21 protein-coding genes are annotated in these 23,789 nt (G+C 70.2%); 7 read left to right on the top strand and 14 right to left on the bottom strand.

What is annotated here, in order from left to right; all coding sequences use genetic code 11:
* The first annotated feature begins 64 nt into the window (after nucleotides 1-64).
* Nucleotides 65-2,245, top strand: coding sequence for an AAA family ATPase (locus AB0I66_RS29690; RefSeq protein WP_363211007.1), 2,181 nt, complete (start codon nucleotides 65-67; stop codon nucleotides 2,243-2,245).
* Here the strand turns inward: AB0I66_RS29690 and rpsD are convergent.
* The 3 genes from rpsD to AB0I66_RS29675 form a co-directional block, all read right to left on the bottom strand.
* Nucleotides 2,233-2,847, bottom strand: coding sequence for a 30S ribosomal protein S4 (rpsD, locus tag AB0I66_RS29685; protein WP_160503779.1), 615 nt, complete (start codon nucleotides 2,845-2,847; stop codon nucleotides 2,233-2,235). The genes AB0I66_RS29690 and rpsD overlap by 13 nt on opposite strands.
* Nucleotides 2,848-3,218: 371 nt before the next feature.
* Nucleotides 3,219-4,568 (bottom strand): replication-associated recombination protein A, encoded by a 1,350-nt coding sequence (locus tag AB0I66_RS29680; protein WP_363211006.1) that lies wholly within the window; start codon nucleotides 4,566-4,568, stop codon nucleotides 3,219-3,221.
* 62 nt (nucleotides 4,569-4,630) lie between these two features.
* Nucleotides 4,631-5,290: a vitamin K epoxide reductase family protein gene (locus AB0I66_RS29675; protein ID WP_363211005.1), complete on the bottom strand. Its 660-nt coding sequence runs from the start codon at nucleotides 5,288-5,290 to the stop codon at nucleotides 4,631-4,633.
* Nucleotides 5,291-5,426: 136 nt separating this feature from the next.
* On the opposite strand from AB0I66_RS29675, the gene AB0I66_RS29670 reads away from it, so the two are divergent.
* Genes AB0I66_RS29670 through AB0I66_RS29655 form a run of 4 tightly spaced genes read left to right on the top strand, consistent with a single transcriptional unit; the run spans nucleotide 5,427 to nucleotide 8,996 of the window.
* A complete protein-coding gene (locus tag AB0I66_RS29670; protein WP_363211004.1) occupies nucleotides 5,427-6,311 on the top strand; it encodes an ABC transporter ATP-binding protein in 885 nt (294 codons plus the stop codon).
* A complete protein-coding gene (locus AB0I66_RS29665; protein WP_363211003.1) occupies nucleotides 6,308-7,162 on the top strand; it encodes an ABC transporter permease in 855 nt (284 codons plus the stop codon). Before AB0I66_RS29670 ends, AB0I66_RS29665 begins: the two co-directional genes overlap by 4 nt.
* Nucleotides 7,159-8,373: a sensor histidine kinase gene (locus tag AB0I66_RS29660; protein WP_363211155.1), complete on the top strand. Its 1,215-nt coding sequence runs from the start codon at nucleotides 7,159-7,161 to the stop codon at nucleotides 8,371-8,373. The genes AB0I66_RS29665 and AB0I66_RS29660 overlap by 4 nt, the downstream gene beginning before the upstream one ends.
* Nucleotides 8,370-8,996, top strand: coding sequence for a response regulator transcription factor (locus tag AB0I66_RS29655; RefSeq protein WP_363211002.1), 627 nt, complete (start codon nucleotides 8,370-8,372; stop codon nucleotides 8,994-8,996). Before AB0I66_RS29660 ends, AB0I66_RS29655 begins: the two co-directional genes overlap by 4 nt.
* 98 nt (nucleotides 8,997-9,094) lie before the next feature.
* Here the strand turns inward: AB0I66_RS29655 and hisS are convergent, their stop codons facing one another.
* Nucleotides 9,095-10,357, bottom strand: coding sequence for a histidine--tRNA ligase (gene hisS / locus AB0I66_RS29650; RefSeq protein ID WP_363211001.1), 1,263 nt, complete (start codon nucleotides 10,355-10,357; stop codon nucleotides 9,095-9,097).
* A 13-nt stretch (nucleotides 10,358-10,370) separates the two neighbouring features.
* On the bottom strand, nucleotides 10,371-11,075 hold the full coding sequence (locus tag AB0I66_RS29645; RefSeq protein ID WP_363211000.1) for an MBL fold metallo-hydrolase: 705 nt from the start codon (nucleotides 11,073-11,075) through the stop codon (nucleotides 10,371-10,373).
* Between the two features lie 146 nt (nucleotides 11,076-11,221).
* Between AB0I66_RS29645 and AB0I66_RS29640 the strand changes: the two genes are divergently transcribed.
* The gene (locus AB0I66_RS29640) at nucleotides 11,222-12,043 is read left to right on the top strand and encodes a peptidylprolyl isomerase (RefSeq protein ID WP_363210999.1); all 822 of its coding nucleotides are present in this window, start codon (nucleotides 11,222-11,224) and stop codon (nucleotides 12,041-12,043) included.
* Between the two features lie 134 nt (nucleotides 12,044-12,177).
* On the top strand, nucleotides 12,178-13,410 hold the full coding sequence (locus tag AB0I66_RS29635; RefSeq protein ID WP_363210998.1) for a DUF349 domain-containing protein: 1,233 nt from the start codon (nucleotides 12,178-12,180) through the stop codon (nucleotides 13,408-13,410).
* A gap of 83 nt (nucleotides 13,411-13,493) precedes the next feature.
* Here the strand turns inward: AB0I66_RS29635 and AB0I66_RS29630 are convergent, their stop codons facing one another.
* From AB0I66_RS29630 to AB0I66_RS29590, 9 genes are all read right to left on the bottom strand, one after another.
* Nucleotides 13,494-16,082: a bifunctional (p)ppGpp synthetase/guanosine-3',5'-bis(diphosphate) 3'-pyrophosphohydrolase gene (locus tag AB0I66_RS29630; protein WP_363210997.1), complete on the bottom strand. Its 2,589-nt coding sequence runs from the start codon at nucleotides 16,080-16,082 to the stop codon at nucleotides 13,494-13,496.
* 182 nt (nucleotides 16,083-16,264) lie between these two features.
* Entirely contained in the window at nucleotides 16,265-16,813 is a 549-nt protein-coding gene (locus tag AB0I66_RS29625; protein ID WP_363210996.1) for an adenine phosphoribosyltransferase, read from the bottom strand.
* On the bottom strand, nucleotides 16,810-17,940 hold the full coding sequence (secF, locus tag AB0I66_RS29620; RefSeq protein WP_363210995.1) for a protein translocase subunit SecF: 1,131 nt from the start codon (nucleotides 17,938-17,940) through the stop codon (nucleotides 16,810-16,812). Before secF ends, AB0I66_RS29625 begins: the two co-directional genes overlap by 4 nt.
* 1 nt (nucleotide 17,941) lies before the next feature.
* A complete protein-coding gene (gene secD, locus AB0I66_RS29615; RefSeq protein WP_363210994.1) occupies nucleotides 17,942-19,735 on the bottom strand; it encodes a protein translocase subunit SecD in 1,794 nt (597 codons plus the stop codon).
* Nucleotides 19,736-19,905: 170 nt separating this feature from the next.
* Nucleotides 19,906-20,373 (bottom strand): preprotein translocase subunit YajC, encoded by a 468-nt coding sequence (yajC, locus tag AB0I66_RS29610; protein WP_363210993.1) that lies wholly within the window; start codon nucleotides 20,371-20,373, stop codon nucleotides 19,906-19,908.
* 164 nt (nucleotides 20,374-20,537) lie between these two features.
* Nucleotides 20,538-21,620: a Holliday junction branch migration DNA helicase RuvB gene (ruvB, locus tag AB0I66_RS29605; protein ID WP_363210992.1), complete on the bottom strand. Its 1,083-nt coding sequence runs from the start codon at nucleotides 21,618-21,620 to the stop codon at nucleotides 20,538-20,540.
* Between the two features lie 47 nt (nucleotides 21,621-21,667).
* Nucleotides 21,668-22,276, bottom strand: a complete 609-nt coding sequence (ruvA, locus tag AB0I66_RS29600) for a Holliday junction branch migration protein RuvA (RefSeq protein WP_363210991.1) — start codon at nucleotides 22,274-22,276, stop codon at nucleotides 21,668-21,670.
* The gene (ruvC, locus tag AB0I66_RS29595) at nucleotides 22,273-22,875 is read right to left on the bottom strand and encodes a crossover junction endodeoxyribonuclease RuvC (protein ID WP_363210990.1); all 603 of its coding nucleotides are present in this window, start codon (nucleotides 22,873-22,875) and stop codon (nucleotides 22,273-22,275) included. The genes ruvA and ruvC overlap by 4 nt, the downstream gene beginning before the upstream one ends.
* Before the next feature lie 109 nt (nucleotides 22,876-22,984).
* Nucleotides 22,985-23,737 (bottom strand): YebC/PmpR family DNA-binding transcriptional regulator, encoded by a 753-nt coding sequence (locus AB0I66_RS29590; RefSeq protein WP_363210989.1) that lies wholly within the window; start codon nucleotides 23,735-23,737, stop codon nucleotides 22,985-22,987.
* Nucleotides 23,738-23,789 lie beyond the last annotated feature (52 nt).

Here is a 23,789-nt window from a genome sequence, read left to right as displayed (position 1 = left end):
AGGGCAAGGGAGTTACCTGAAGTGATTGTACGGACTGCTTACGCATCGGTACGCTCCGTATCTCATGCGACGCGATCAGCGCACGGGCGACCACCGGCGCAGCTCCCCCACACAGCCCCCGAGACCGGGGAACCTCCCCCTGGAGCTCAACGCCTTCGTCGGACGCACCGCCGAACTCACCGCGCTCGCCGCCGCGTTGGAGTCGGCGCGGCTGGTCACGGTGACCGGTGTCGGCGGCGTCGGCAAGTCCCGCCTGGCCGTCCGGGCCGCCTCCGGCGCCGATCCGCGGGACGGCGCCTGGCTGGTGGAGCTCGCCGGGGTCCGGGACCCGGATCTGGTCGAACACGCGGTCGCCGACGCGCTGAGCCTGACCGATCACAGCCGCCGCACGCCGCGCAAGTCACTGCTCGACCACCTCGCGGAGCGGGAAGTCCTCCTCGTCGTCGACGGGTTCGAGCACCTGGTGGAGGCGTGCGCGTCGCTGGTCGGGGACCTGCTGCACCACTCCCCCGGGCTCCGGGTCCTCGCGGTGGGGCGCAGGCCGCTGGACACCGGGGGCGAGCGGATCTTCCCCCTCGCGCCGCTGGCCACCCAGGACGCCGCCGCGCTGTTCGCCGACCGGGCGGCGTCGGGGCTCCCCGGCTTCACCCTGGACGAGGGGAACGAAGCCGACGTGGCGGAGCTCTGCCGACGCCTCGACGGGATTCCGCTGGCGGTGGAGCTGGCGGCGGGGCGGCTGCGGGCGCTCTCGCCCGCGCAGCTGCTCGCCCGGCTCGACGACCGCTTCGCGCTGCTGACCGGCACGCGGCGCGACGTGCCGCCACGGCACCAGACCCTGCGCACGGCCATCGGCTGGAGTCATGAGCTGTGCACGGCGGGCGAGCGTCTGCTGTGGGCACGCCTCTCGGTGTTCTGCGGTCCCTTCGACCTGGAGGCGGCCGAGTACATCTGCAGCGGTGACGGCCTGCACGCGGACGACGTCCTCGACGTGCTCGGCGAGCTGCTCGCGCAGTCCGTCGTGACCCGCGAGGAAGGCCCGACGGGTGTCCGCTACCGCATGCTCGACACGGTCCGGGCGTACGGCGCCGGCTGGTTGGAGGCGACCGGCGACGCCGCGCGCATGCGGCGCCGGCACCGCGACTGGTACATGGGCCTTGCCACCTGGTGCGAGCTGGACTGGTTCTCACCCCGTCAGGCGCGGGTCGCCGAGCTCGTCGACTGCGAACTGCCCAATCTGCGGGGCGCCCTGGAGTACTGCCTGACCGAGCCGGACGAGACGCATCTGGGCCAGTATCTGGCGGGCAGCCTGTGGTTCTACTGGGTGGGCTGCGGGCGGCTCGCGGAGGGGCGGCACTGGCTCGACCGCGCACTCGAGCTGGACGGCGGCCACGACGACTCCCGTCTCAAGGCGCTGTGGGTGCTCGGTTACGTCGCGGTGCTGCAGGGCGACACGGTCGCGGCGCTCGCGGCGCTCCAGGAGTGCAAGGACGAGGCGGAACGTACCGGCAGCGCCATCGCGGCGGCGTACGCGGTGCACCGCATCGGCTGCCTGGCGCTCCTCAACGACGACATGCCGCGCGCCGAGACCCTGCTGCGCTCGGCCCTTGAGCAGTACCGCGAGATCGGCGAGCTCAACAGCAACGTCCTGATGGGCCAGGTCGAGCTGGCGATGGCCCTCGCCTTCCGCGGGGAGCTGGCCGACGCGGTGGAGCTCTGCGAGGACGTGCGCCAGGTCTGCGAGGACCACGGCGAGCGGTGGACTCTCGCGTACGCCCTCTATGTCCTCGGTTTCGCGGCGTGGACACGCGGTGAGGCGGCGACGGCCCGTGACCTGGTGATGCGGTGCCTGGCCCTGGACCACGCCTTCCACGATCTGCTCGGCACGGTCCTCGCGATCGAGCTGCTCGCGCTGTTCACCGTGGCGGACGGCGATCCGGCCGAGGCCGCGGTGTTGCAGGGCGCCGCGTCCCGCATCTGGTCCTCGGTGGGTCTCCCGCTGTTCGGCTCCGGGAACTTCGGCGGGCCGCACGCGCTGTGCGAGTCGCAGGCCCGCGAGCAGCTGGGCGACGCGCGGTACGAGGAGTGCGTGGCCGTCGGGACCCGGCTCGCCCCGGACGCGGCGGTGTCACGGGCCCTGGGCACCGGCCCCACGGACCACGCAAGAACCCGCCGCCTGCCCCACCACGAAGGGAGGGCGGGCGACGGGCTGAAGCAGGGAGAGCTACGTCCGGGTCAGCGGGCGTAGTACTCGACGACGAGCTGCTCGTCGCAGATCACGGGGATCTCCTTGCGGTTCGGGTCACGGTCCAGACGGAAGGCCAGGGCCTTCAGGTTGACCTGGAGGTAACGCGGGATCTCGCCGTCGGGGGCGAAGCCGCCCTCACGGGAGACCTGGAACAGCGGCTTCTCGCGGCTGCGCTCGCGGACCATCACGACGTCGTCGGGACGGACGCGGAACGACGGCTTGTCGACCTTGCCGCCGTTGACCTCGATGTGGCCGTGGCTGACCATCTGACGGGCCTGGTAGATCGTGCGGGCGATGCCCGAACGCAGGATCAGGGCGTCGAGACGGCGCTCGAGCTCGATGACCAGGGCCTCGCCGGTCTTGCCTTCGGCCTTCTTGGCGCGGTCGTAGGCACGGGCCATCTGCTTCTCGCTGATGTCGTACTGCGCGCGCAGACGCTGCTTCTCGAGCAGACGGACCTTGTAGTCCGAGTTCTGCTTGCGCCCACGGCCGTGCTCGCCCGGCGGGTAGGGGCGGGCCTCGAAGTACTTGACGGCCTTCGGGGTCAGCGCGATGCCGAGGGCACGCGACTTCTTGACCTTGGGGCGGGACTGGTTCGGCATGAACCAACCTCTCTGTTCATTGTGAAATCGGCTTCACCAGGGTTAGGGGAGGTCGCATCCGCAGCCTGGGAAACCCATCGGATCCGGTGGTTCTGGATCCGGCGGGCAGCCGCTCCCTGGTCTGGGCACTATGTGCAGCACGCGAGTGGCCCACCGACCGCTTCCCGGAGTACGAGATGGTGGTGGGCTGCCCGCGACACCTTCGACGGTGCGCGACGCTCCTGGAGATCCCTGGACGGTGAGGTCCGGGGCTCCGGCTGGATGTCCCGTTCTGGTGGTGCCGGTACGAGACCGGACACGGGACGCAGCACTTCGGGCAAGTGTACCGGGTGACGGGGGGTGCCTCAGCCGCGGGCAGCGGCTGCCCGGGGCTACTCGCCCTTGAGCCGCTCGCGCACCCGCTCGACCACGTCCGCGTACCGAGCCTCGGCTCCATAGCGCGTGGGTTGGTAGTAACGCTTGGCGGCGACGGTGTCCGGTGCGTACTGCTGGGCGGCGATCGCGCCCGGCACGTCGTGCGGATAGACGTAGCCCTGGGCGTGGCCGAGCTTGGCCGCTCCCTTGTAGTGCCCGTCGCGCAGGTGGGGCGGGACGGGGCCGGCGAGGCCCGCGCGGACGTCTGCCTGGGCGGACTGGATGGCGATCGTGGCGGCGTTCGACTTCGGGGCCAGGGCGAGGGCGATCGTCGCGTGGCTGAGGGTGAGCGCGGCCTCCGGGAAGCCGATCATGGCGACGGCCTGGGCGGCGGCGACCGCCGTGGGCAGCGCCGTGGGGTCGGCGAGGCCGATGTCCTCGCTCGCGGAGATCATCAGGCGCCGGGCGATGAAGCGGGGGTCCTCGCCCGCCTCGATCATCCGGGCCAGGTAGTGCAGGGCCGCGTCCACGTCCGAGCCGCGGATGGACTTGATCAGGGCGCTCGCGACGTCGTAGTGCTGGTCGCCGTCACGGTCGTACTTCACGGCCGCCCGGTCGACGGACTCCTCCAGGGTCTGGAGGGTGATCTCCTTCTCCCCCTTGGCGAGGGCCGAGCCGGCGCCCGCCTCCAGGGCGGTGAGCGCGCGCCGGGCGTCGCCGCCGGAGATCCGCAGCAGGTGCTCCTCGGTGTCCTCGGGCAGCTCGACCGCACCGCCCAGGCCCCGCTCCTCGGTGAGCGCCCGGCGCAGCAGACCGCGCAGGTCGTCGTCCGTGAGGGGTTCGAGCGTGAGGAGCAGGGAGCGGGACAGGAGCGGGGAGATGATCGAGAAGTACGGGTTCTCCGTCGTCGCCGCGATCAGCGTCACCCAGCGGTTCTCGACGGCCGGCAGCAGGGAGTCCTGCTGCGCCTTGCTGAAGCGGTGGATCTCGTCCAGGAAGAGGACGGTCTCCTTGCCGTGGCCGCCCATGGCCCTGCGGGCGCCCTCGATCACCGCGCGGACTTCCTTCACGCCCGCGGTGATCGCGGAGAGCTCCACGAAGCGCTTGTTGGTGGCCTTGGAGACCACGTACGCAAGGGTCGTCTTGCCGATGCCGGGCGGACCCCACAGGAACACCGACGACGGCCCCGCCGGTCCTCCCCCGCCCTCGCCGACCAGCCTGCGCAGGGGTGAGCCCTGCTTCAGCAGATGCTGCTGACCGACGACTTCTTCCAGGGTGCGCGGGCGCATCCGGACGGCCAGGGGACTTGTCGAAGGGTCCTTCTCCTGGCGGTCCTCGGCGGCTGCGGTGAACAGGTCGGGCTCCACGGATCGAACCCTACGTCAGCCCACTGACAACGCCGTCGGCGCTGTCCGGCCGGCGCTTTCCGTCAGCTGGTCCAGAACTCCCACCAGCGCGTGAGGATCAGCATGCCGATGATGCCGACGTGCAGCACCGGGAGCACCCAGGTGAACTCGCCGAAGAACGTGCGCAGCCAGGAGGGCGCGGGCAGGAAGCCGTTGCGGACGTTGAACGACGTCACGTACCAGAACATGACGATCGTGGCGACCCAGGCCAGGCAGCACCACAGGCACAGCGAGTTGATCTCGTAGAGGGACTGGTACTGCAGCCAGGTGCAGAAACCCACCCCGAACAGCGTGCCCGCGTTCAGCGTCAGGTAGTACCAGCGGGGGAAGCGCGCACGGCCGAGAAGGCTCATGCCGACACAGATCACGACCGCGTAGGCGGCGATGCCCAGCATCGGGTTCGGGAACCCGAAGACCGAGGCCTGCTCGCTCTTCATGATGTTGCCGCAGGAGACCACCGGATTGAGGCTGCAGCCGGGCGTGAAGTCCGGGTCCTCGAGCAGCTTGAACTTGTCCAGCGTGATGACCCAGGCCGCGAGCAGCCCGGCGGCGCCCGTGATCACCAGGAGCAGCGCGAACGCACGGCTCCCGCCGACACTGCGTGGCGCGTCCGCGTCCCTTCCCCCGTGGTCGTGATCCTGCTGGGAGGGGCGGCTTCCGCTTGCCGGGGTCGTCTTGCTCATCACGCCGTTCCGTCGCTTGGGGGGCCTGGGGGCAGGGACATTGTGCCGCACGCGCGCGGGTGTCCACCGTTCGATGGACATAAGGAGGTACGCACGGAGGTCCCGGAGCGTTCGGTTCGCCACGACGCTCGACGGCATGACGACATACGACGGCACGACCGCGGCCACGGGCGAACTCGCGGTGGACGTGCGGGGACTGCGCAAGCGCTACGGCGAGGTGGCCGCCGTGGACGGCATCGACCTGGCCGTCCGGCACGGGGAGGTCTTCGGCATCCTCGGCCCCAACGGCGCGGGCAAGAGCACCACGGTGGAGATCCTGCAGGGCCATCGCGCGCGGGACGGCGGCGATGTCGCCGTGCTCGGCGTCGACCCCGCGTCCGCCGGACGCACCTGGCGCTCACGCGTCGGTGTGGTCTGGCAGGACGAGTCGGCGCCCGTCGAGCTGACGGTGCGCGAGACAGTACGTCAGTTCGCCCGCTACTACCCGAAGCCGCGTGACCCCGAGGACGTCATCGCGCTCGTCGGCCTGGAGGAGAAGGCCGCGAGCCGCATCAAGAGCCTCTCCGGAGGCCAGCGCCGCCGCCTGGACGTGGCGCTCGGCGTCATCGGCGACCCCGCGCTCCTGCTCCTCGACGAGCCGACGACGGGCTTCGACCCGGCCGCGCGGCGGCAGTTCTGGAGCCTGATCCGCGGCCTCGCCGACGAGGGCACGACGATCCTGCTCACCACGCACTACCTGGAAGAGGCGGAGGCGCTCGCGCACCGGCTCGCGGTGATCGCCGGCGGCCGGGTGGTGGCCGAGGGCGAGCCCACGGCCCTGCGCGGGCAGCACGGCACCGAGGCCGTCGTCGAGTGGGCCGACCCGGACGGGACCCCGCGCATGGAGCGCACCCGGACCCCGACGCGGACCGTCGCCCAGCTGATGGACCGCTTCGACGGAGAGATCCCGGGGCTGCGCATCGGCCGCCCCTCCCTGGAGGACGTCTACCTGCGACTCACCGGCCAGGAGGCCACGCGATGACATCGACCGCGCCCGCCACCGACGTACGCCGCTCCGAGCAGGCCCGGCCGCGCCTGCCCTCCGCCTGGGGGCTCGGGCTCGCCCACGGCGCGATGGAGCTGCGGCAGTTCTTCCGGCTGCGCGAGCAGGTGATCTTCACCTTCGCCTTCCCCGTCGTCTTCCTCTTCCTCTTCGCGTCGATCTTCAGCGACGACGTGGAGGGCGCGGGCATCACGGCGTCGCAGCTCTACGTGGCCGCGATGATCGCCGCGGGCATCATGTCCACCAGCTTCCAGTCGCTCGGCATCTCCATCGCGATCGAGCGCGACGAGAAGATCCTGCGGCGCCTGCGCGGGACCCCGATGCCGCCGGCCGCGTACTTCCTCGGCAAGATCTGGCTCGTCCTGGTCACCGGTCTCCTGGAGACCGTGGCCCTACTGGTCGTCGGCGTGACGCTCTTCGACGTCGAGCTGCCGACGACCGCGGACAAGTGGCTTACCTTCGGCTGGATCTTCGTGCTCGGCCTCACCGGCTGCGCGCTCCTCGGCATCGCGATCAGCAGCGTCCCGAAGTCCGGGCGCAGCGCGCCGTCCGTGGTCGTACTCCCCTTCCTGGTGCTGCAGTTCATCTCGGGCGTCTACATCGCCATCGACACGCTCCCCGACTGGATGCTGAACATCAGCGCGCTCTTCCCGCTGAAGTGGATGTGCCAGGGCTTCCGCGGGGTGTTCCTGCCCGAATCCGCGAGCGTCCTCGAACAGGCGGGCAGTTGGGAGTACGGCCGCATCGCTCTGGTGCTCGGCGCCTGGTGCGTCGGAGGATTGGTGCTGTGTCTGCTGACCTTCCGCTGGAAGAACCGGCGCGACGGATGAGCGAGCCCGCCGGGCCGCATGACTCGAACATCTGGCAGCGCACCTTCCGTATCTGGGACACGTACTTCGCGGTGGTGTGGCTGGCCACCCTGGTCTTCGTGCTCGGCACGGCGGAGCCGGGGTGGCCCGTGCGGCTCACCACGGCGGGGCTGCTGCTGCTCCTCGTCCCTTGGTACGTGTGGTTCGGCCGCTGCGTCCTGGTCGAGGAGGGCACCGACGAACGGCGGGCGCTCCTCTTCGTGACGGGCACGATCGTGCTGTTCCTGGCGCCGGGGGTGCTGGTCGGCCAGACCCGGCTGATGTCCTTCGCGATCATCCCGATGTGCTTCATCTGCCTGCGGATGCGTCGGGCGCTCGTGGCGGTCACGGTCATCAACATCGCGCCCGTGGCGGGCTGGGCCGTGCTCTGGCGGCCCTCTTCCCAGGACGTCTTCTACAACTCGGTCTTCGCCGTGGTGACGCTGGTCTTCTCGGTGGCGATGGGCAGCTGGACCGTCCGCATCATCGAGCAGAGCGTCGAACGAGCCGATCTCATCGCCGAGTTGGAGGCGAGCCGCGAGGAAGTGGCCCGCCTCTCCGCCGAGCGCGGCGCCCTCACCGAGCGCGAGCGCATGTCGCGCGAGATCCACGACACCCTGGCGCAGGGCTTCACCAGCGTCCTCATGCTGATCCAGGCCGTCGACGCGGAGCTGGGGCGTGATGACGTGTCCGCCGCCCGCCGCCACCTGGCGCTGATGGAGTCCACGGCCCGGCAGAACCTCGCGGAGGCGCGGGCCCTGGTCGCGGGCGGCGCGCCCGCCGACCTGAACGGCGGTTCGCTCCCTGACGCCCTGCGGCGCCTGGCGGCCCGGCACGAGGCCGAGGTCCGGGTGCGGGGTGACGTGCGCCCGCTGCCGGCCGGCATCGAGGTGGTGGCCCTGCGCGCCTGCCAGGAAGCTCTCACCAACGTCCGCAGGCACGCGGGGCCGGACGCCTCGGCGAGTGTCGCCCTGGACTACACCCGGGGCTCGCTCGCCCTGGCGGTACGGGACACGGGCTGCGGCTTCGACCCCGGACTGCCACACCCCGGATACGGCCTGCGAGGGCTGCGCGCGCGGGCCGCCGAGGTCAGCGGCACCGCCGAGGTGGCGAGCGGCACCGGCGACGGCACGACCGTCACCGTCCTGCTTCCGATCCCCGAGCTTCCGTCCCCCGAGAGGAACGCCCCGTGATCCGCATCGTGCTGGCGGACGACCATCCCGTCGTACGCGAAGGGCTGCGCGCCATGCTGAACGCCGAGCCGGACCTGGAGGTCGTCGGGGAGGCGTCCAGCGGGCCACGGGCTGAGGCGCTCGCCGCCGAACTGCGGCCGGACATCGTCCTGATGGACCTGCGGATGCCGGGCGGCGGCGGAGCCGACTCGATCGAGCGGATGGCTGCGGCCGGGCTCTCCTGCCGGGTCATCGTGCTCACCACGTACGAGACGGACCGCGACATCCTGCGGGCCGTGGAAGCGGGCGCGGCGGGTTATCTGCTCAAGGACCTGGCGCGGGGTGAACTGGCCGAAGCGGTGCGGGCCGCCGCTCGCGGGGAGACGGTGCTCGCGCCCTCGGTGGCGGCGCGCCTGGTGGACCAGCTGCGGATACGTCCGGAGCGGCCCCGGCTCTCCGAGCGGGAGACCGCGGTGCTGCGGCTGGTCGCCGACGGGTGCACGAACGCGGAGATCGGGCGGCGGCTGCATGTCGCCGAGTCGACGGTGAAGACGCATCTGCTGCGGGTTTTCGGGAAGCTGGGGGTCGACGACCGGACCGCGGCGGTCACCAGCGCCATGCGCTTCGGCCTGCTGGAACAGTGATGGGCCCCGGGTGCGGTTTCGCACCCGGAGCCCATCGACCGTTCTCAGCTGCGGCCGCGTCGTGGCTGGTCGCGCGGTTCCCCGCGCCCCTGAGGCACTCAGGCCAGCTTGCCCTTCAGGACCGCCACGATCTCGTCCACCGCGACCGCGGCCTGCTCCCCGGACTCCATGTCCTTCAGCTGCACGACGCCCTCGGCGAGATCCCGCTCACCGGCGACGACGGTGTACCGGGCGCCCGAACGGTTCGCGTTCTTCATGGCTCCCTTGAGCCCCTTGCCGCCGTACGAGAAGTCCGCCGCGACGCCCGCCTTGCGCAGCTCCGTCACCTTGGAGAACAGCACCCGGCGCGCCTCGTCGCCCAGCGGCACCGCGAACACACTGGTCGCCGAGGGCAGTTCGAGCTCCACGCCCTCCGCCTCCAGGGCCAGGACCGTGCGGTCCACGCCGAGCGCCCAGCCGACCGACGGCAGCGAGGGGCCGCCGATCATCTCGGACAGGCCGTCGTAGCGACCGCCGCCGCCGACCGCGGACTGCGAGCCGAGGCCGTCGTGGACGAACTCGAAGGTCGTGCGGGTGTAGTAGTCCAGGCCGCGGACCAGCTTCTCGTCGTCCTCGAAGGCCACGCCCGCCGCCGTGATCAGCTCGCGGACCTCCTTGTGGTACGCCTGGCAGGCGTCGCACAGGTAGTCGCGCAGCATCGGGGCGCCGACCAGCTGCTTCTGGACGTCGGCACGCTTGTCGTCGAGGACCCGCAGCGGGTTGATGTCGATACGTCGACGTGTCTCCTCGTCCAGGTCGAGCTCGCGCAGGAAGTCCTGCAGCGCGGCGCGGTAGACGGGGCGGCACTCCTTGTCGCCGAGCGAGTTCAGCAGGATGCGGAACTGCCGCAGGCCGAGCGCGCGGTACGCCTGGTCGGCGAGGATGATCAACTCGGCGTCCAGAGCCGGGTCCTCGGCGCCGATCGCCTCGGCACCGACCTGCGAGAAGTGGCGGTAGCGGCCCTTCTGCGGCCGCTCGTAGCGGTAGTACGAGCCGGAGTACCAGAGCTTGACCGGGAGGTTGCCCGCCTTGTGCAGGTTGGCCTCCAGGGCCGCGCGCAGCACGGAGGCGGTGCCCTCGGGGCGCAGGGCGAGCTGGTCGCCGCCCTTGGTCTCGAAGGCGTACATCTCCTTGGAGACGATGTCGGTGGACTCGCCGACGCCGCGCGAGAACAGCTCGACGTTCTCGAAGCCGGGCGTCTCGACGTAGCCGTAGCCGGAGTTCTTCAGGGGCGCGGAGATGGCCTCGCGCACCGTCAGGTACTTCGCGGAGTCCGGCGGCAGGAGGTCGTAGGTGCCCTTGGGGGCCTTGAAGGTGCTCACGGGTTTTCTCTCGTCACATTCCTCGTCGGGGAGCGTCGGCTCCCGGGCCGGCGGCCACCTGGCGCAGATACGGGTTGGTGGCGCGCTCACGGCCGATGGTCGTGTGCTCGTTGTGACCGGGCAGGACCACGGTCGAGTCGTCGAGCGGCAGGCACACACGCGCCAGCGACTCGAACATGTCGGCCTGTGATCCGCCGGGCATGTCGGTGCGGCCGATGGAGCCGGCGAAGAGCAGGTCGCCCGAGAAGAACACCGAGGGGACTTCCCCGGTCTCGGGCAACTGGAACGTCACCGACCCCTTCGTATGCCCCGGCGCGTGTGCGACGGAGAAGTCCAGACCGGCGAGCTTCAACCGAGCGCCGTCGGCCAGCTCCTTGACGTCGGAGGGCTCCCCCACGGTCAGTTCGCCGAGCAGCTGCGCCCCGAGGGAGCGGCCGATGGCCTTCTCCGGGTCGCTCATCATGTACCGGTCCTCGGGGTGGATCCACGCGGGCACGTCGTGCGCCCCGCAGACCGGGACGACCGAGGCGACGTGGTCGATGTGGCCATGGGTGAGGACGACCGCGACGGGCTTGAGCCGATGCTTCTTGAGCGCGTCCTCGACTCCCTCGGCGGCCTGGTGGCCCGGGTCGATGATCACGCACTCCTCGCCTGCGGCGGGGGCGACCAAGTAGCAGTTGGTGCCCCAGGCCCCGGCGGGAAACCCGGCAATGAGCACGATCGTCCTTCGTTCGTAGTGCGGCGGAGGTGACCGCGCGGGATCGCGGCAGATCAGAGCCTACCGGCGCTCCCGATTCCACAGCTAACCCATATACGGTACGGGGCTAACAGAAGCGGTCATCCACGCAGAGGAGAGATCACCCGGTGGTCAGCAACGATCAGCGGCGGCGTCAGCTCGCCCGGGAGAAGTTCTTGCGGCAGCAGCAGCGCCGGGAGGCCGCGCGGCGCAGGGCGCGGATGCGCAACGCGGTGGTCGCCTCGGCGCTCGCGGTGATCCTGGCGGGCGGCGCGGTGTCGTACGCGGCGGGAGCCTTCGACGACGACGGCAAGACGAACGACGAGGCGAACGCGGGCCCCACCACCAAGGCGGACCCCTGCGAGAAGCCCGCGGGCGGCAAGGTGAAGCCGCTCAGCTTCAAGAAGGAACCGAAGCTCACGGTCGACAAGTCGGCCGACTACACGATGAAGCTCGCCACCACCTGCGGCGACATCGACCTGAACCTGTCGGCGGCCAAGGCCCCGCACACGGTCAACTCCTTCGACTTCCTGGCGAAGAAGGGCTACCTCGACCACACCAAGTGCCACCGGCTGACCGCGGGCGGCATCTACGTCCTGCAGTGCGGCGACCCGAAGGGCACCGGCGAGGGCGACCCCGGCTACTCGATCCCGGACGAGAACCTCAAGGACAAGCGTCTGAAGGGGAACGTCTATCCGGCGGGCACGGTCGCGATGGCCAACCGGTACAGCGCCGAGAAGAAGACGGGCCGGGACAGCGGCGGCAGCCAGTTCTTCCTGGTCTACCAGGACAGTCAGCTCCCGCCCGACTACACACCGTTCGGGACCATTTCCGATTCCGGGATGAAGGTGCTCAAGAAGATTGCCGACGCCGGCGAGAGCACCGGCCAGGGCGATGGCGCCCCGAACGCGACGGTCGTCATCAACAAGGCGACCGTGTCGAAATCCTGACCGCCGGGAGGCAAACTTCGGACGCGCGGGATGCGGACAGCATCCCCGCCGGTCGCCTATGTTGGCGGTGACGAAACTGTGGACGATGCCGGGGGCCCCGAGGCCCTGCGCAGGCATCATGTGGAGGAGGCGCTGTGAGCAGCGACCCGTGGGGCCGCGTCGACGAGACGGGGACCGTGTACGTGCGCAAGGCCGACGGCAGCGAGCGCGAGGTCGGTTCGTGGAAAGCGGGGTCTCCTGACGAGGCCCTGGCTTACTTCGAGCGCAAGTACGACGGTCTGGTCGTCGAGATCGGACTTCTCGAGCGCCGGGTGAAGACGACCGACCTGTCGGCCAAGGACGCCATGACCGCCATCGACCACCTGCGCCAGCAGGTGGACGAGGCACACGCGGTCGGCGATCTGGACGCCCTGAGCACGCGCCTGGACAAGCTCGTCGAGACCGTCGACGCGCGCCGTGAAGAGCGCAAGGTGCAGAAGGCCAAGCAGTCGGACGAGGCGAGGCACGCCAAGGAGGCGCTGGTCGTCGAGGCCGAGGAGCTCGCCCAGAGCGAGCAGTGGCGGGCGGCGGGCGAGCGGCTGCGTGCCCTGGTGGACACCTGGAAGGGTCTGCCGCGCCTGGACCGCAAGTCGGACGACGAGCTGTGGCACCGCTTCTCGCACGCCCGCTCGGCGTTCTCCAAGCGGCGCAAGGCCCACTTCGCCTCGCTGGACGCCCAGCGCGAGGAGGCCCGCAAGACCAAGGAGAAGCTGGTCGGCGAGGCCGAGGCCCTCTCCAACTCGACCGACTGGGGTCCGACGGCCGCGCGCTACCGCGACCTGATGACCGAGTGGAAGGCCGCGGGCCGTGCCCAGCGCGAGCACGAGGACGATCTGTGGAACCGCTTCCGCGGCGCCCAGGACGTGTTCTTCGCGGCGCGCAGCTCGGTCTTCGCGGAGCGGGACGCCGAGCAGACGGAGAACCTGAAGCTGAAGGAGGAGCTGGCCGAGGAGGCCGAGAAGCTCGTCCCGGTGAAGGACCTCAAGTCGGCGCGCGCCGCCTTCCGTACGCTCAACGAGCGCTGGGAGGCCATCGGCCACGTCCCGCGTGACGCGCGGCCGAAGGTCGAGGGCCGGATGCACGCGGTGGAGCGTGCCCTGCAGGAGACCGAGGAGGCCGAGTGGCGCCGGACGAACCCCGAGGCGCGTGCGCGTGCCGAGGGTCTGACCGGTCAGCTGCAGGCCGCCGTCGACAAGCTGGTCGACCAGATCGAGAAGGCGCGTGCGGCGGGCAACAACGCCAAGGCCGACAAGCTCCAGAAGGAACTTGACGGCCGTCAGGCGCTTCTCGACCAGGCCCTCAAGGGTCTGCACGAGTTCGGCGGCTGACAGGCGGCTGACACAGCCTGCTCGACATCATGGGTCCGCCCCCGGCGCTTCAGCGCCGGGGGCGGACCCATGATGCGATGAGCTCAGGGCCTGCGCGCCGATGTCACTCGGTACACGTCGTACACGCCCTCGACTCCCCTGACCGCCTTGAGCACATGGCCCAGGTGCTTGGGATCGCCCATCTCGAAGGTGAAGCGCGAGGTGGCGACCCGGTCGCGGGAGGTCTGGACGGCCGCGGACAGGATGTTCACGTGCTGGTCCGACAGGATGCGCGTGACGTCCGAGAGCAGCCGCGAACGGTCCAGGGCCTCTACCTGGATGGCGACCAGGAAGACCGACGACTGGGTGGGCGCCCACTCGACCTCGAGGATGCGCTCGGGCTCGCGGGAGAGCGAGTCGACGTTCACACAGTCGCTGCGGTGGACCGATACGCCGCTGCCGCGCGTGACGAAGCCGATGATCGGGTCCCCCGGCACCGGCGTACAGCAGCGGGCCAGCTTGACCCACACGTCGTCGACGCCCTTGACGACGACACCGGGGTCGGCGTTGGCGCGGCGCTTGCTGCGGCTGCGCGAGGGCGGTGTGCTCTCGGCGATGTCCTCGTTGGCGGCTTCCTCGCCGCCGAGCGCCTGGACGAGCTTCTGCACGACGGACTGCGCGGTGACGTGGCCTTCGCCGATCGCCGCGTAGAGGGACGAGATGTCGGGGTAGCGCATCTCGTGCGCGAGGGTGACCAGGGAGTCGCCCGTGAGGATGCGCTGGATCGGCAGGTTCTGCTTGCGCATGGCGCGCGCGATGGCGTCCTTGCCCTGCTCGATGGCCTCGTCGCGGCGCTCCTTGGAGAACCATGCGCGGATCTTGTTGCGCGCCCGCGGTGACTTGACGAAGCCGAGCCAGTCGCGGGACGGGCCCGCGCCGGCCGCCTTGGAGGTGAAGACCTCCACCAGGTCGCCGTTGTCCAGGGTCGATTCGAGCGGCACGAGCCGGCCGTTGACCCGGGCTCCTATGGTGCGGTGGCCGACCTCGGTGTGGACCGCGTACGAGAAGTCGACCGGGGTGGCGCCCGCCGGGAGCGCTATGACGTCGCCCTTGGGCGTGAAGACGAAGACTTCGTTGCGCGACAGGTCGAAGCGCAGCGATTCGAGGAACTCGCTGGGGTCCTCGGTCTCCTTCTGCCAGTCCAGGAGCTGGCGCAGCCACGCCATGTCGTTGAGGTGGTCGTCCTTGCCGCCGGCCTTCCGCGGCACGTCGGTACGCACCTTGGAGGCGCCGGCGGACGGCTCCTGCTTGTACTTCCAGTGCGCGGCGATGCCGTACTCGGCACGGCGGTGCATGTCGAACGTACGGATCTGGAGCTCGACGGGCTTGCCGCTGGGGCCGATCACCGTCGTGTGCAGCGACTGGTACATGTTGAACTTCGGCATCGCGATGTAGTCCTTGAACCGGCCGGGGACCGGGTTCCATCGCGCGTGCACGGTGCCGAGAGCGGCGTAACAATCGCGGACCGTGTCGACAAGTACACGAATCCCCACCAGGTCGTAGATCTCCGCGAAGTCACGGCCGCGGACGATCATCTTCTGGTAGACGCTGTAGTAGTGCTTCGGGCGTCCGGTGACGGTGGCCTTGATGCGGGCGGCGCGCAGGTCGGCCTGGACCTCGTCGGTCACTATGGCGAGATACTCGTCGCGCTTGGGGGCGCGCTCGGCGACCAGGCGCACGATCTCGTCGTACATCTTCGGGTAGAGGATCGCGAAGGCGAGGTCCTCCAGCTCCCACTTGATGGTGTTCATGCCCAGGCGGTGGGCCAGGGGCGCGTAGATCTCGAGCGTCTCGCGGGCCTTCTTCTCCTGCTTCTCGCGCTTGAGATACCGCATCGTGCGCATGTTGTGCAGGCGGTCGGCGAGCTTGATGACCAGGACGCGGGGGTCCTTGGCCATGGCGACGACCATCTTGCGCACGGTCTCGGCCTGCGCGGCCTCGCCGAACTTGACCTTGTCCAGCTTGGTGACGCCGTCGACCAGCAGGGCGACCTGGTCGCCGAAGTCGCGCTTGAGGGTGTCGAGGCCGTACTCGGTGTCCTCGACGGTGTCGTGCAGGAGCCCGGCCATCAGGGTGGCCGGGTCCATGCCGAGCTCGGCGAGGATCGTCGTCACGGCGAGGGGGTGCGTGATGTACGGGTCGCCGCTTTTGCGCTTCTGACCGCGGTGCCAGCGCTCGGCGACCTGGTAGGCGCGCTCGATCTGGCGCAGCGTCGCCGTCTCGATCTTGGGGTCGTTGCTGCGCACTATCCGCAGCAGGGGCTCCAGGACCGGGTTGTACGGGTTCGAACGCTGGACGCCGAGGCGGGCCAGGCGGGCGCGCACGCGGTTGGAGGAGCCGGACCGCTCGTTCTTGGCCGCGGTGGGGCGGGGCGTGGGCGTCGTGCTGCCCGCGCGGGCCTCGGTGGGGGGCTTGGGACGCGAGGAATCGACGGCCGGCCTTTCCCGGGGGCCGCTGTCGCCCCCCGTCTTGCTCGGTGCGGACGTGGTGCTGGGGGGCGTGCTCTCCCGCTTCGCCGGCGTCGCGCCCTTGGCGGGCTGCGTGCTCTTCGCGGGCGCGGCAGCGGGTGCCGCCGCGCTCTTGGCCTGCTCTGCGGCCTTGGCGGCGGTGAGTGCCTTGGACTCGTCTGGCAAGAGGCGCTCCCTGTGCGCGATCCGGGTCCCCCGGTCAGGCCCCGAAGAACCCATGGTATCGATCCTGGACCTTCGGCTCGCCTTCAGCCCGTGAGACGGCTCACTACGGGAGAAACACCTGAGGCGGGCGCCGGATTCCTCCGGGCCCGCCTCAGGGTGTGCGTGGTGGCTGCTCAGACGCCTCAGACGGTGAGGAGGGCCTCCAGCGGGGCGCCCTCCAGGGCCGTCTCCAGCTTGGCGCGGCCCCCGAGGAAGCCGAGCTCCATCAGGACCGCCACTCCGGCGACCTGCGCGCCCGCACGGCGGATGAGCCGCAGGGACGCCTCGGCGGTGCCGCCGGTCGCCAGGACGTCGTCGATGACCATGACGCGGTCGTCGGCGGCGAGGTCCTCGGCGTGCACCTCGATCTCGGCGCTGCCGTACTCCAGGTCGTACGACTGGCTGAGCGTCGCTCCGGGAAGCTTGCCCGCCTTGCGCACGGGGATGAAGCCGAGCCCGGCGCGCAGCGCGACCGGGGCGCCCAGGATGAAGCCGCGGGCCTCAAGGCCGACGATCTTCGTGGCGCCGTACCGCACGGCGAGGTCCGCGAGGGCCTCGGTGAGTGCGGCGAAGGCCTCCGGGTCCGCGAGCAGCGGGGTGATGTCCTTGAACATCACCCCGGGCTCGGGGTAGTCGGGGACGTCCCGGATGCGGCTGAGCAGCAGCTCCGACGTGCCGGCGAGCTCGGTCATCGGCGCTTCCCCGAGGGACGGCCGCGGCCGCGGCCCCGCGAGGCCGGCTGCGTGCGCGGTCCGACGACGCCCGCCGGGGCCGCCCCCGCGGGCTCGTCCTCCTGCGGCTCGTCGTCGTACTCGTCCTGCGCCGCGCTCTCCACGGACTCGCCCTTGGCCGCCGCGGCGGCGCGCTTGGCGAGGACGCGCTTCTTGAGCGCCTTCATCTGCGGCTCGGTCTCCTTGAGATCGGCGACGAGCGGCGTGGCGATGAAGATCGAGGAGTACGCACCGGCCGCGAGGCCGACGAACAGCGACAGCGAGATGTCGTTGAGCATGCCCGCACCGAGGAAGCCGCCGCCGATGAAGAGCAGGCCGGCGACCGGCAGGAGCGCGACGACCGTGGTGTTGATCGAGCGCACCAGGGTGCTGTTGATGCTGCGGTTGGCGACCTCGCTGTAGGTCCACCGCGTCTGCTTGGTGAGGTCCTTCGACTGCTCCTTCAAGCTGTCGAAGACCACCACCGTGTCGTACAGCGAATAACCGAGGATCGTGAGCAGACCGATGATCGTGCCCTGGGTGACCTCGAAGCCCACCAGTGCGTACACACCGACGGTGATCGTGATGTCGTGGATCAGGGCGATCAGTGCGGCGACCGCCATGCGCCACTCGAAGGCGATCGCCAGATAGATCACCACGAGGACCATGAAGATGATCAGGCCCGTCCAGGCCTTCTTGCTGATCTGCTCACCCCAACTGGGGCCCACGAGGTCGGCGTTGATGGACTCGGACTTGATGTCCATGTCCTTCGCGAGCTCCGCCTTGATCTGGTCGGACTTGGCGGTGTCCACGCCCGCGACCTGGATGCGCAGGCCGCCCGAGCCAAGCTCCTGGACGACCGCGTCGTGGCCTGAGGCCTCTTCCGCGTACTGCTCGGCCTGCGCGACCGAGACGCTGGTCTTCGGGGTGGTGAAGACCGCCCCGCCCTCGAACTCGATGCCCATGTTCAGGCCGCGCACCGCGAGGCCGACGATGGCCGTGATGGTGATCAGGATCGAGATGCCGTACCAGATCTTGCGCTTGCCGACGAAGTCGTAGCCGACCTCACCGCGGTAGAGCCTGGCGCCGAGATTGCCGAGCTTCGACACCTCACGCCTCCTTCGGGTCGACAGGGCCAACGGAAGAACCAGTGGCACGGCGGGTGCGGCGCAGCGGCGGCTTCGCGCCGAGACGCTTCGGGTCGAGACCGGACCACTTGTGGCCGTTCGCGAAGAACTTCTTGCGCGCCATGATGGTCATCAGCGGCTTGGTGAAGAAGAACACCACGACGACGTCGAGCAGCGTGGTCAGGCCGAGCGTGAACGCGAAGCCCTGGACCTTGCCGACGGTCACGACGAAGAGCACCGCGGCCGCGAGGAACGACACGAAGTCGGAGACCAGGATGGTGCGCCGGGCACGCGGCCAGGCACGCTCCACGGCAGGCCGCAGCGTACGCCCTTCGCGGACCTCGTCCCTGACGCGTTCGAAGAACACGATGAACGAGTCCGCGGTGATGCCGATGGCGACGATCGCACCACACACCGCGGGCAGGTTCAGGGTGAAGGAGATGGCCGGGCCGAGCAGCGTCATCAGGGTGTACGTGAGGGCCGCCGAGGCCAGGAGGCTCGCGATGGCGATCAGCGACAGGCCGCGGTAGTAGACCACCAGGTAGATGATGACGAGCGCGAGGCCGATGGCGCCGGCGATCAGACCGGCGTGCAGCTGCTCGCCGCCGAGCGCGGGGCTGACGGTGGTGACGCTCTGCTCGTGGAAGGTCAGGGGCAGCGCGCCGTACGACAGGATGTTCGCGAGGTCCTGGGCCGACTCCTGGGTGAAGCTGCCGGAGATCTCGGCGTTGGAGTTCAGCGTCGTGTTGACGCTGGGGGCCGAGGCCACCTCACCGTCGAGGACGATGGCGAACTGGTTCATCGGGGGCTGCTGCTGCGAGAGCTTGCCGGTGGTCTTGGAGAACTTCTTCGAGCCGCCGCCCGTGAACTCCATGTTGACGACCCAGGCACCGCTCTGCTGGTTGATCGTGGCCTTGGCGTCGTCGACGTCCTTGCCGTTCAGCTCCGCGGGGCCGAGGACGTACTTCTCCCACTGGCCGGCGTTGTTCTTGCCACAGGCGATGGTCTGCTCGGACGGCCTGACGCCGTCGCCGACCTTGCCGCGCTGCGCCTTGTCCGTGCAGTCGAGCTCGGTGAACTTCTTCTGCAGTGCCGCGGTGGCCGGGTCGGCGGACGGGGTGGGGGTCGGCGCCCCCTTGTCCTTGTCGCCGCCCTTGTCCGAGGCCTTGGGCGTCGGGGTCGCGTCGGCCTTCAGGCCGTCGGTGACGGCGCGGCCCTGCGGGCTGGGCGAGCCGGTGGCGGTCGGGGTCGAGGAGGCCTTGTCGTCGCCCTTGTCGGTCGCCTCGGGCGTGTCCGTGCTCTTGTCGCCCTTGCCCTTGTCCTTGTCCTTGCCGGACGAGCTGGCGGACGGCTCCGGAGTGGGCTCACCGCTGGCCACCGTCAGGACCGGACGGAAGTAGAGCTGAGCGGTCGTGCCGACCTGCTCGCGCGCCTGCTTCTCGTTCGTGCCCTTGGGGATGTTGACGATGATGTTGTCTTCGCCCTGGGTCTGCACCTCGGCCTCGGACACACCCAGACCATTGACGCGGTTGTTGATGATGCTGACCGCGGTGTTCATGTTGGTCGGGTTGATCGCGCTCTTCTTCTGGCCCGGCTCGTCCTTCGCCTGGAGCGTGATGCTCGTGCCGCCGGCGAGGTCGATGCCGAGGCGAGGCGTGGTGTTCCCGGAGAGGAACATCCCCCCGGTGAGCGCCACGAGGGCGATCAGGATGAAGACCAAAGAGCGTCCCGGCTTGCCCGGGGCGCTCTGCCTTCGGCCCTTCTTGGGTGCTGCCACCTTCTCGTTCTCCCTGTCCAACCGCCCCGGCGTCCGGTGCACTGCCCCGCGCTGAACGGGGAGTCTCCAGGTCGGGCGGCCATGAAATGGTGTCGAGACCCGTCACGAAACCCACGCACTACGGGGACCGTGGCAGCGCGAGCGGCGCACCCCACGGACCCCGGCGGTGGTTACTTCGCGTCGGACTCGCCGTCGGTCTTCTTCGGCTCGGCGTCGTCGGCCTTGGGGGCGCTGTCCGCGTCCTTCTTGCCGAGGTCGATGGGCGAGTCGTCGGAAGCGTCGGCGGCGGGCTCGTCGGTCTCGGTGAGGGAGGAGGCGTCGTCCGGGACGACGGGGTCGTCCGTCTTCACGGCACTCGTGCCGTGCACGATGCGGTTGTACTCGTCGTCCTCGAGGACGGCGCCCACGGAGTTCTTCGCGTAGAACGCGTGCACACCAGGAGCCACCTCAAGGAGGACGGCGTCGTCGTGAACCTCCTTGACGGTGGCGTACATGCCCCCGATCGTGCGGATGCCGGTGCCGGGCTGCATCTCATTGCGCATCTGCGCGGCCGCCTGCTGCTTCTTCTTGGCGGAGCGCGTCATCAGGAACATGGCCCCGATGAGCACGATGAAGGGGAGGAGGGTCACGATATTCACGGGACGGAGTTTCCTTCGCATGACCGCGCAGATAAGCGGCCTGATGGACGGGGGTGGGCACGCCGCCCACAAGGGCGGCATCGGCGGAGTCTAAGCGAGTCCGCACCTAACGAACAACGCTCAGCATGGCACCGCAGTTCCTGACCGGGCGAGTACGCGCGCCGTCACGCCCCGAACAGGTCCCCTTGTCCGATTCCGCCCGCCTGCCGCGGCGGAACAAGGCCGAGATGCGCCCATGCGGCGGGCGTGCCGACCCGGCCGCGGGGGGTGCGCGCGAGCAGTCCCTCGCGCACCAGGAACGGCTCGGCGACCTCCTCGACCGTCTCGCGCTCCTCCCCCACGGCGACGGCGAGCGTCGACAGGCCGACGGGTCCGCCGCCGAAGAGCTTGAGCAGGGCCTCCAGGACCGCGCGGTCGAGGCGGTCGAGGCCGCGATCGTCCACCTCGTAGACCTTCAGGGCCGCGGCGGCGATGTCCTTGTTGATCTCTCCGTCGGCCTTGACCTGCGCATAGTCCCGTACGCGGCGCAGCAGGCGGTTGGCGATACGGGGCGTGCCGCGCGAGCGTCCGGCGATCTCGGCGGCGCCGGCCGGGTCGATCTCCACGTCGAGCAGCTGCGCGGAGCGGTGGATCACCCGCTCCAGCTCGGCGGGTTCGTAGAACTCCATGTGCGCGGTGAAGCCGAAGCGGTCGCGCAGCGGCGGCGGCAGCAGGCCTGCCCTGGTGGTGGCGCCGACCAGGGTGAAGGGCGGCAGCTCCAGGGGGATGGCGGTGGCGCCGGGGCCCTTGCCGACGATCACGTCGACGCGGAAGTCCTCCATCGCCATGTAGAGCATCTCCTCGGCGGGCCGCGACATCCGGTGGATCTCGTCGAGGAAGAGCACCTCTCCCTCCTGGAGGGAGGAGAGGATCGCCGCGAGGTCGCCCGCGTGCTGGATGGCCGGGCCGCTGGTGATGCGGATCGGGGCGCCCATCTCGGCGGCGATGATCATCGAGAGGGTGGTCTTGCCGAGGCCGGGGGCTCCGGAGAGCAGGACGTGGTCGGCGGTGGCGCCCCGGGCGCGGGCGGCGCGCAGGACGAGGTCGAGCTGCTCGCGGACCTTCTCCTGGCCGATGAACTCGTCCAGGTCCTTGGGGCGCAGGGCGGCCTCGACCGCCTGGTCCTCGCCGTCGGCGGACGCACCTACGAGCCGCTCGGCCGCGCCGGGTGCGGCGGTCGCGTCGTCGGTCGTCTCGTCCCAGTTCATGAGCTCGCCTCGCGGTGTGGTTCTGGTATTGAAGGGGCCGGCACGTGCTAGCGGGTGCGGTTCAGCGTCTGGAGCGCGGCCTTGAGGAGCTGGCCCACCTGCGGCTTCTCGGACGCCTCGGCCTGCGGGGTGACGGCGGCGACGGCTTCGTCGGCCTCGCGCGTCGCGTACCCGAGGCCGATCAGCGCCGCGTGCAGCTGGTCGCTCCAGCCGGAGGTGACAGGGGTGCCGATGGCGGGGCCGCCCGTGCCGAGGGGTTCGCCGAGGCGGTCCTTGTACTCCAGGAGCAGCTTCTGGGCGCCCTTCTTGCCGATGCCCGGGACCGCGGTGAGCGCCTTCTCGTCACCGGTGGCGACCGCGCGGCGCAGGGCGTCCGGGCTGTGCACGGCGAGCATGGCCTGCGCGAGCCGCGGCCCGACGCCGCTCGCCGTCTGCAGGAGCTCGAAGGTCTGGCGCTCGTCGTCGTCCGCGAAGCCGTACAGCGTGAGGGAGTCCTCGCGGACGACCAGGGAGGTGGCGAGCTTGGTCTGCTGGCCGATGCGCAGGGTGGAGAGCGTGTTCGGCGCGCACTGGATGGCCATGCCGATGCCACCGACCTCGACCACCGCGGAATCGGGGGCGAGGGCGGCGACGGGGCCGCTGACGAAGGCGATCATGCGGTACGGCCTTTCTGTGCTGCCCGTGCGGTGCGGGCGGTCGGGGCTTTCGGGGTCTTCGAGGCGTGCTGGGCCGCCGCCTGCTGGAGGCGGTTCTGGGCCACGGCCTGCTGGAGGCGGTTCTGCGCCGGGGCGCGCCAGATGTGACAGATGGCGAGGGCGAGGGCGTCCGCGGCATCGGCGGGCTTGGGCGGTGCGTCGAGCCGCAGGAGGCGGGTGACCATCGCGCCGACCTGCGCCTTGTCCGCGCGGCCGCTGCCGGTGACGGCGGCCTTGACCTCGCTGGGCGTGTGCAGGGCGACGGGGATGCCGCGCCGCGAGGCGCACAGCATGGCGACGGCGCTCGCCTGGGCCGTGCCCATGACCGTGCGCACGTTGTGCTGGCTGAACACCCGCTCCACCGCGAGGACTTCGGGGTCGTGCTCGTCGAGCCACTGCTCGATGCCCTGCTCGATGGCGACCAATCGGTGGCCGAGCTCGGCGTCCGGCGGCGTCCGCACGACACCGACGCCGCGCATGGTGAGCGGTCGTCCGGCCACTCCGTCGACGACACCGACGCCGCAGCGGGTGAGCCCTGGGTCGACCCCCAACACGCGCATGAATCCCCTCCCGTTGCCTGTCCGTGCAGGTTATCGGGTCCCTCTGACAACGCGACGGGCCGACGGGGGTGTGTCCCGTCGGCCCGTCAGCGCTACGACAGGGGCGCGCCTACGCGTCGACCTTCTCCATGACCTCGTCGCTCACGTCGAAGTTGGCGAAGACGTTCTGCACGTCGTCGCTGTCCTCCAGCGCGTCGATCAGCTTGAAGATCTTCCGGGCGCCGTCCTCGTCCAGCTCGACCTGCATGGTCGGGACGAAGTTGGCGTCGGCCGAGTCGTACTCGATGCCGGCCTCCTGGAGCGCGGTGCGGACCGCGACCATGTCGGTGGCCTCGGAGAGGACCTCGAAGGACTCGCCGAGGTCGTTGACCTCTTCGGCGCCCGCGTCCAGGACCGCGCCGAGAACGTCGTCCTCGGACAGCTCGCCCTTGGGGACGATGACGACGCCCTTGCGGTTGAAGAGGTACGAGACGGAGCCCGGGTCGGCCATGGAGCCGCCGTTGCGGGTCATCGCGACGCGTACGTCCGAGGCCGCGCGGTTGCGGTTGTCCGTGAGGCACTCGATGAGGACCGCGACGCCGTTGGGGCCGTAGCCCTCGTACATGATCGTCTCGTAGTCGGCGCCACCGGCTTCGAGACCGGCGCCGCGCTTGACCGCGGAGTCGATGTTCTTGTTCGGGACCGAGCTCTTCTTGGCCTTCTGGATGGCGTCGAAGAGGGTCGGGTTACCGGACACATCGGCGCCGCCCGTGCGGGCCGCGACCTCGATGTTCTTGATCATCTTCGCGAAGAGCTTGCCGCGCTTGGCGTCAATCACGGCCTTCTTGTGCTTCGTCGTAGCCCATTTAGAGTGGCCGGACATCTGCCTGTCTCCTTCGCGTTACCCAACCTGTACGAACTCCCCCGACCCTAAG

This window comes from Streptomyces sp. NPDC050439 (assembly GCF_040655335.1).
In the GTDB taxonomy this organism is placed as follows: Bacteria; Actinomycetota; Actinomycetes; order Streptomycetales; family Streptomycetaceae; genus Streptomyces.
Note: the sequence above shows the minus strand (reverse complement) of the source record. Positions and strands in the feature narration are given on the sequence as shown.

Coding starts and splice junctions, on each gene's coding strand:
- AB0I66_RS29690 (WP_363211007.1), top strand. CDS start 65: ATGCGACGCGATCAGCGCACGGGCGACCACCGGCGCAGCTCCCCCACA.
- rpsD (WP_160503779.1), bottom strand. CDS start 2,847: ATGCCGAACCAGTCCCGCCCCAAGGTCAAGAAGTCGCGTGCCCTCGGC.
- AB0I66_RS29675 (WP_363211005.1), bottom strand. CDS start 5,290: ATGAGCAAGACGACCCCGGCAAGCGGAAGCCGCCCCTCCCAGCAGGAT.
- AB0I66_RS29670 (WP_363211004.1), top strand. CDS start 5,427: ATGACGACATACGACGGCACGACCGCGGCCACGGGCGAACTCGCGGTG.
- AB0I66_RS29665 (WP_363211003.1), top strand. CDS start 6,308: ATGACATCGACCGCGCCCGCCACCGACGTACGCCGCTCCGAGCAGGCC.
- AB0I66_RS29660 (WP_363211155.1), top strand. CDS start 7,159: ATGAGCGAGCCCGCCGGGCCGCATGACTCGAACATCTGGCAGCGCACC.
- AB0I66_RS29625 (WP_363210996.1), bottom strand. CDS start 16,813: ATGACCGAGCTCGCCGGCACGTCGGAGCTGCTGCTCAGCCGCATCCGG.
- ruvB (WP_363210992.1), bottom strand. CDS start 21,620: ATGAACTGGGACGAGACGACCGACGACGCGACCGCCGCACCCGGCGCG.
- ruvA (WP_363210991.1), bottom strand. CDS start 22,276: ATGATCGCCTTCGTCAGCGGCCCCGTCGCCGCCCTCGCCCCCGATTCC.
- ruvC (WP_363210990.1), bottom strand. CDS start 22,875: ATGCGCGTGTTGGGGGTCGACCCAGGGCTCACCCGCTGCGGCGTCGGT.
- AB0I66_RS29590 (WP_363210989.1), bottom strand. CDS start 23,737: ATGTCCGGCCACTCTAAATGGGCTACGACGAAGCACAAGAAGGCCGTG.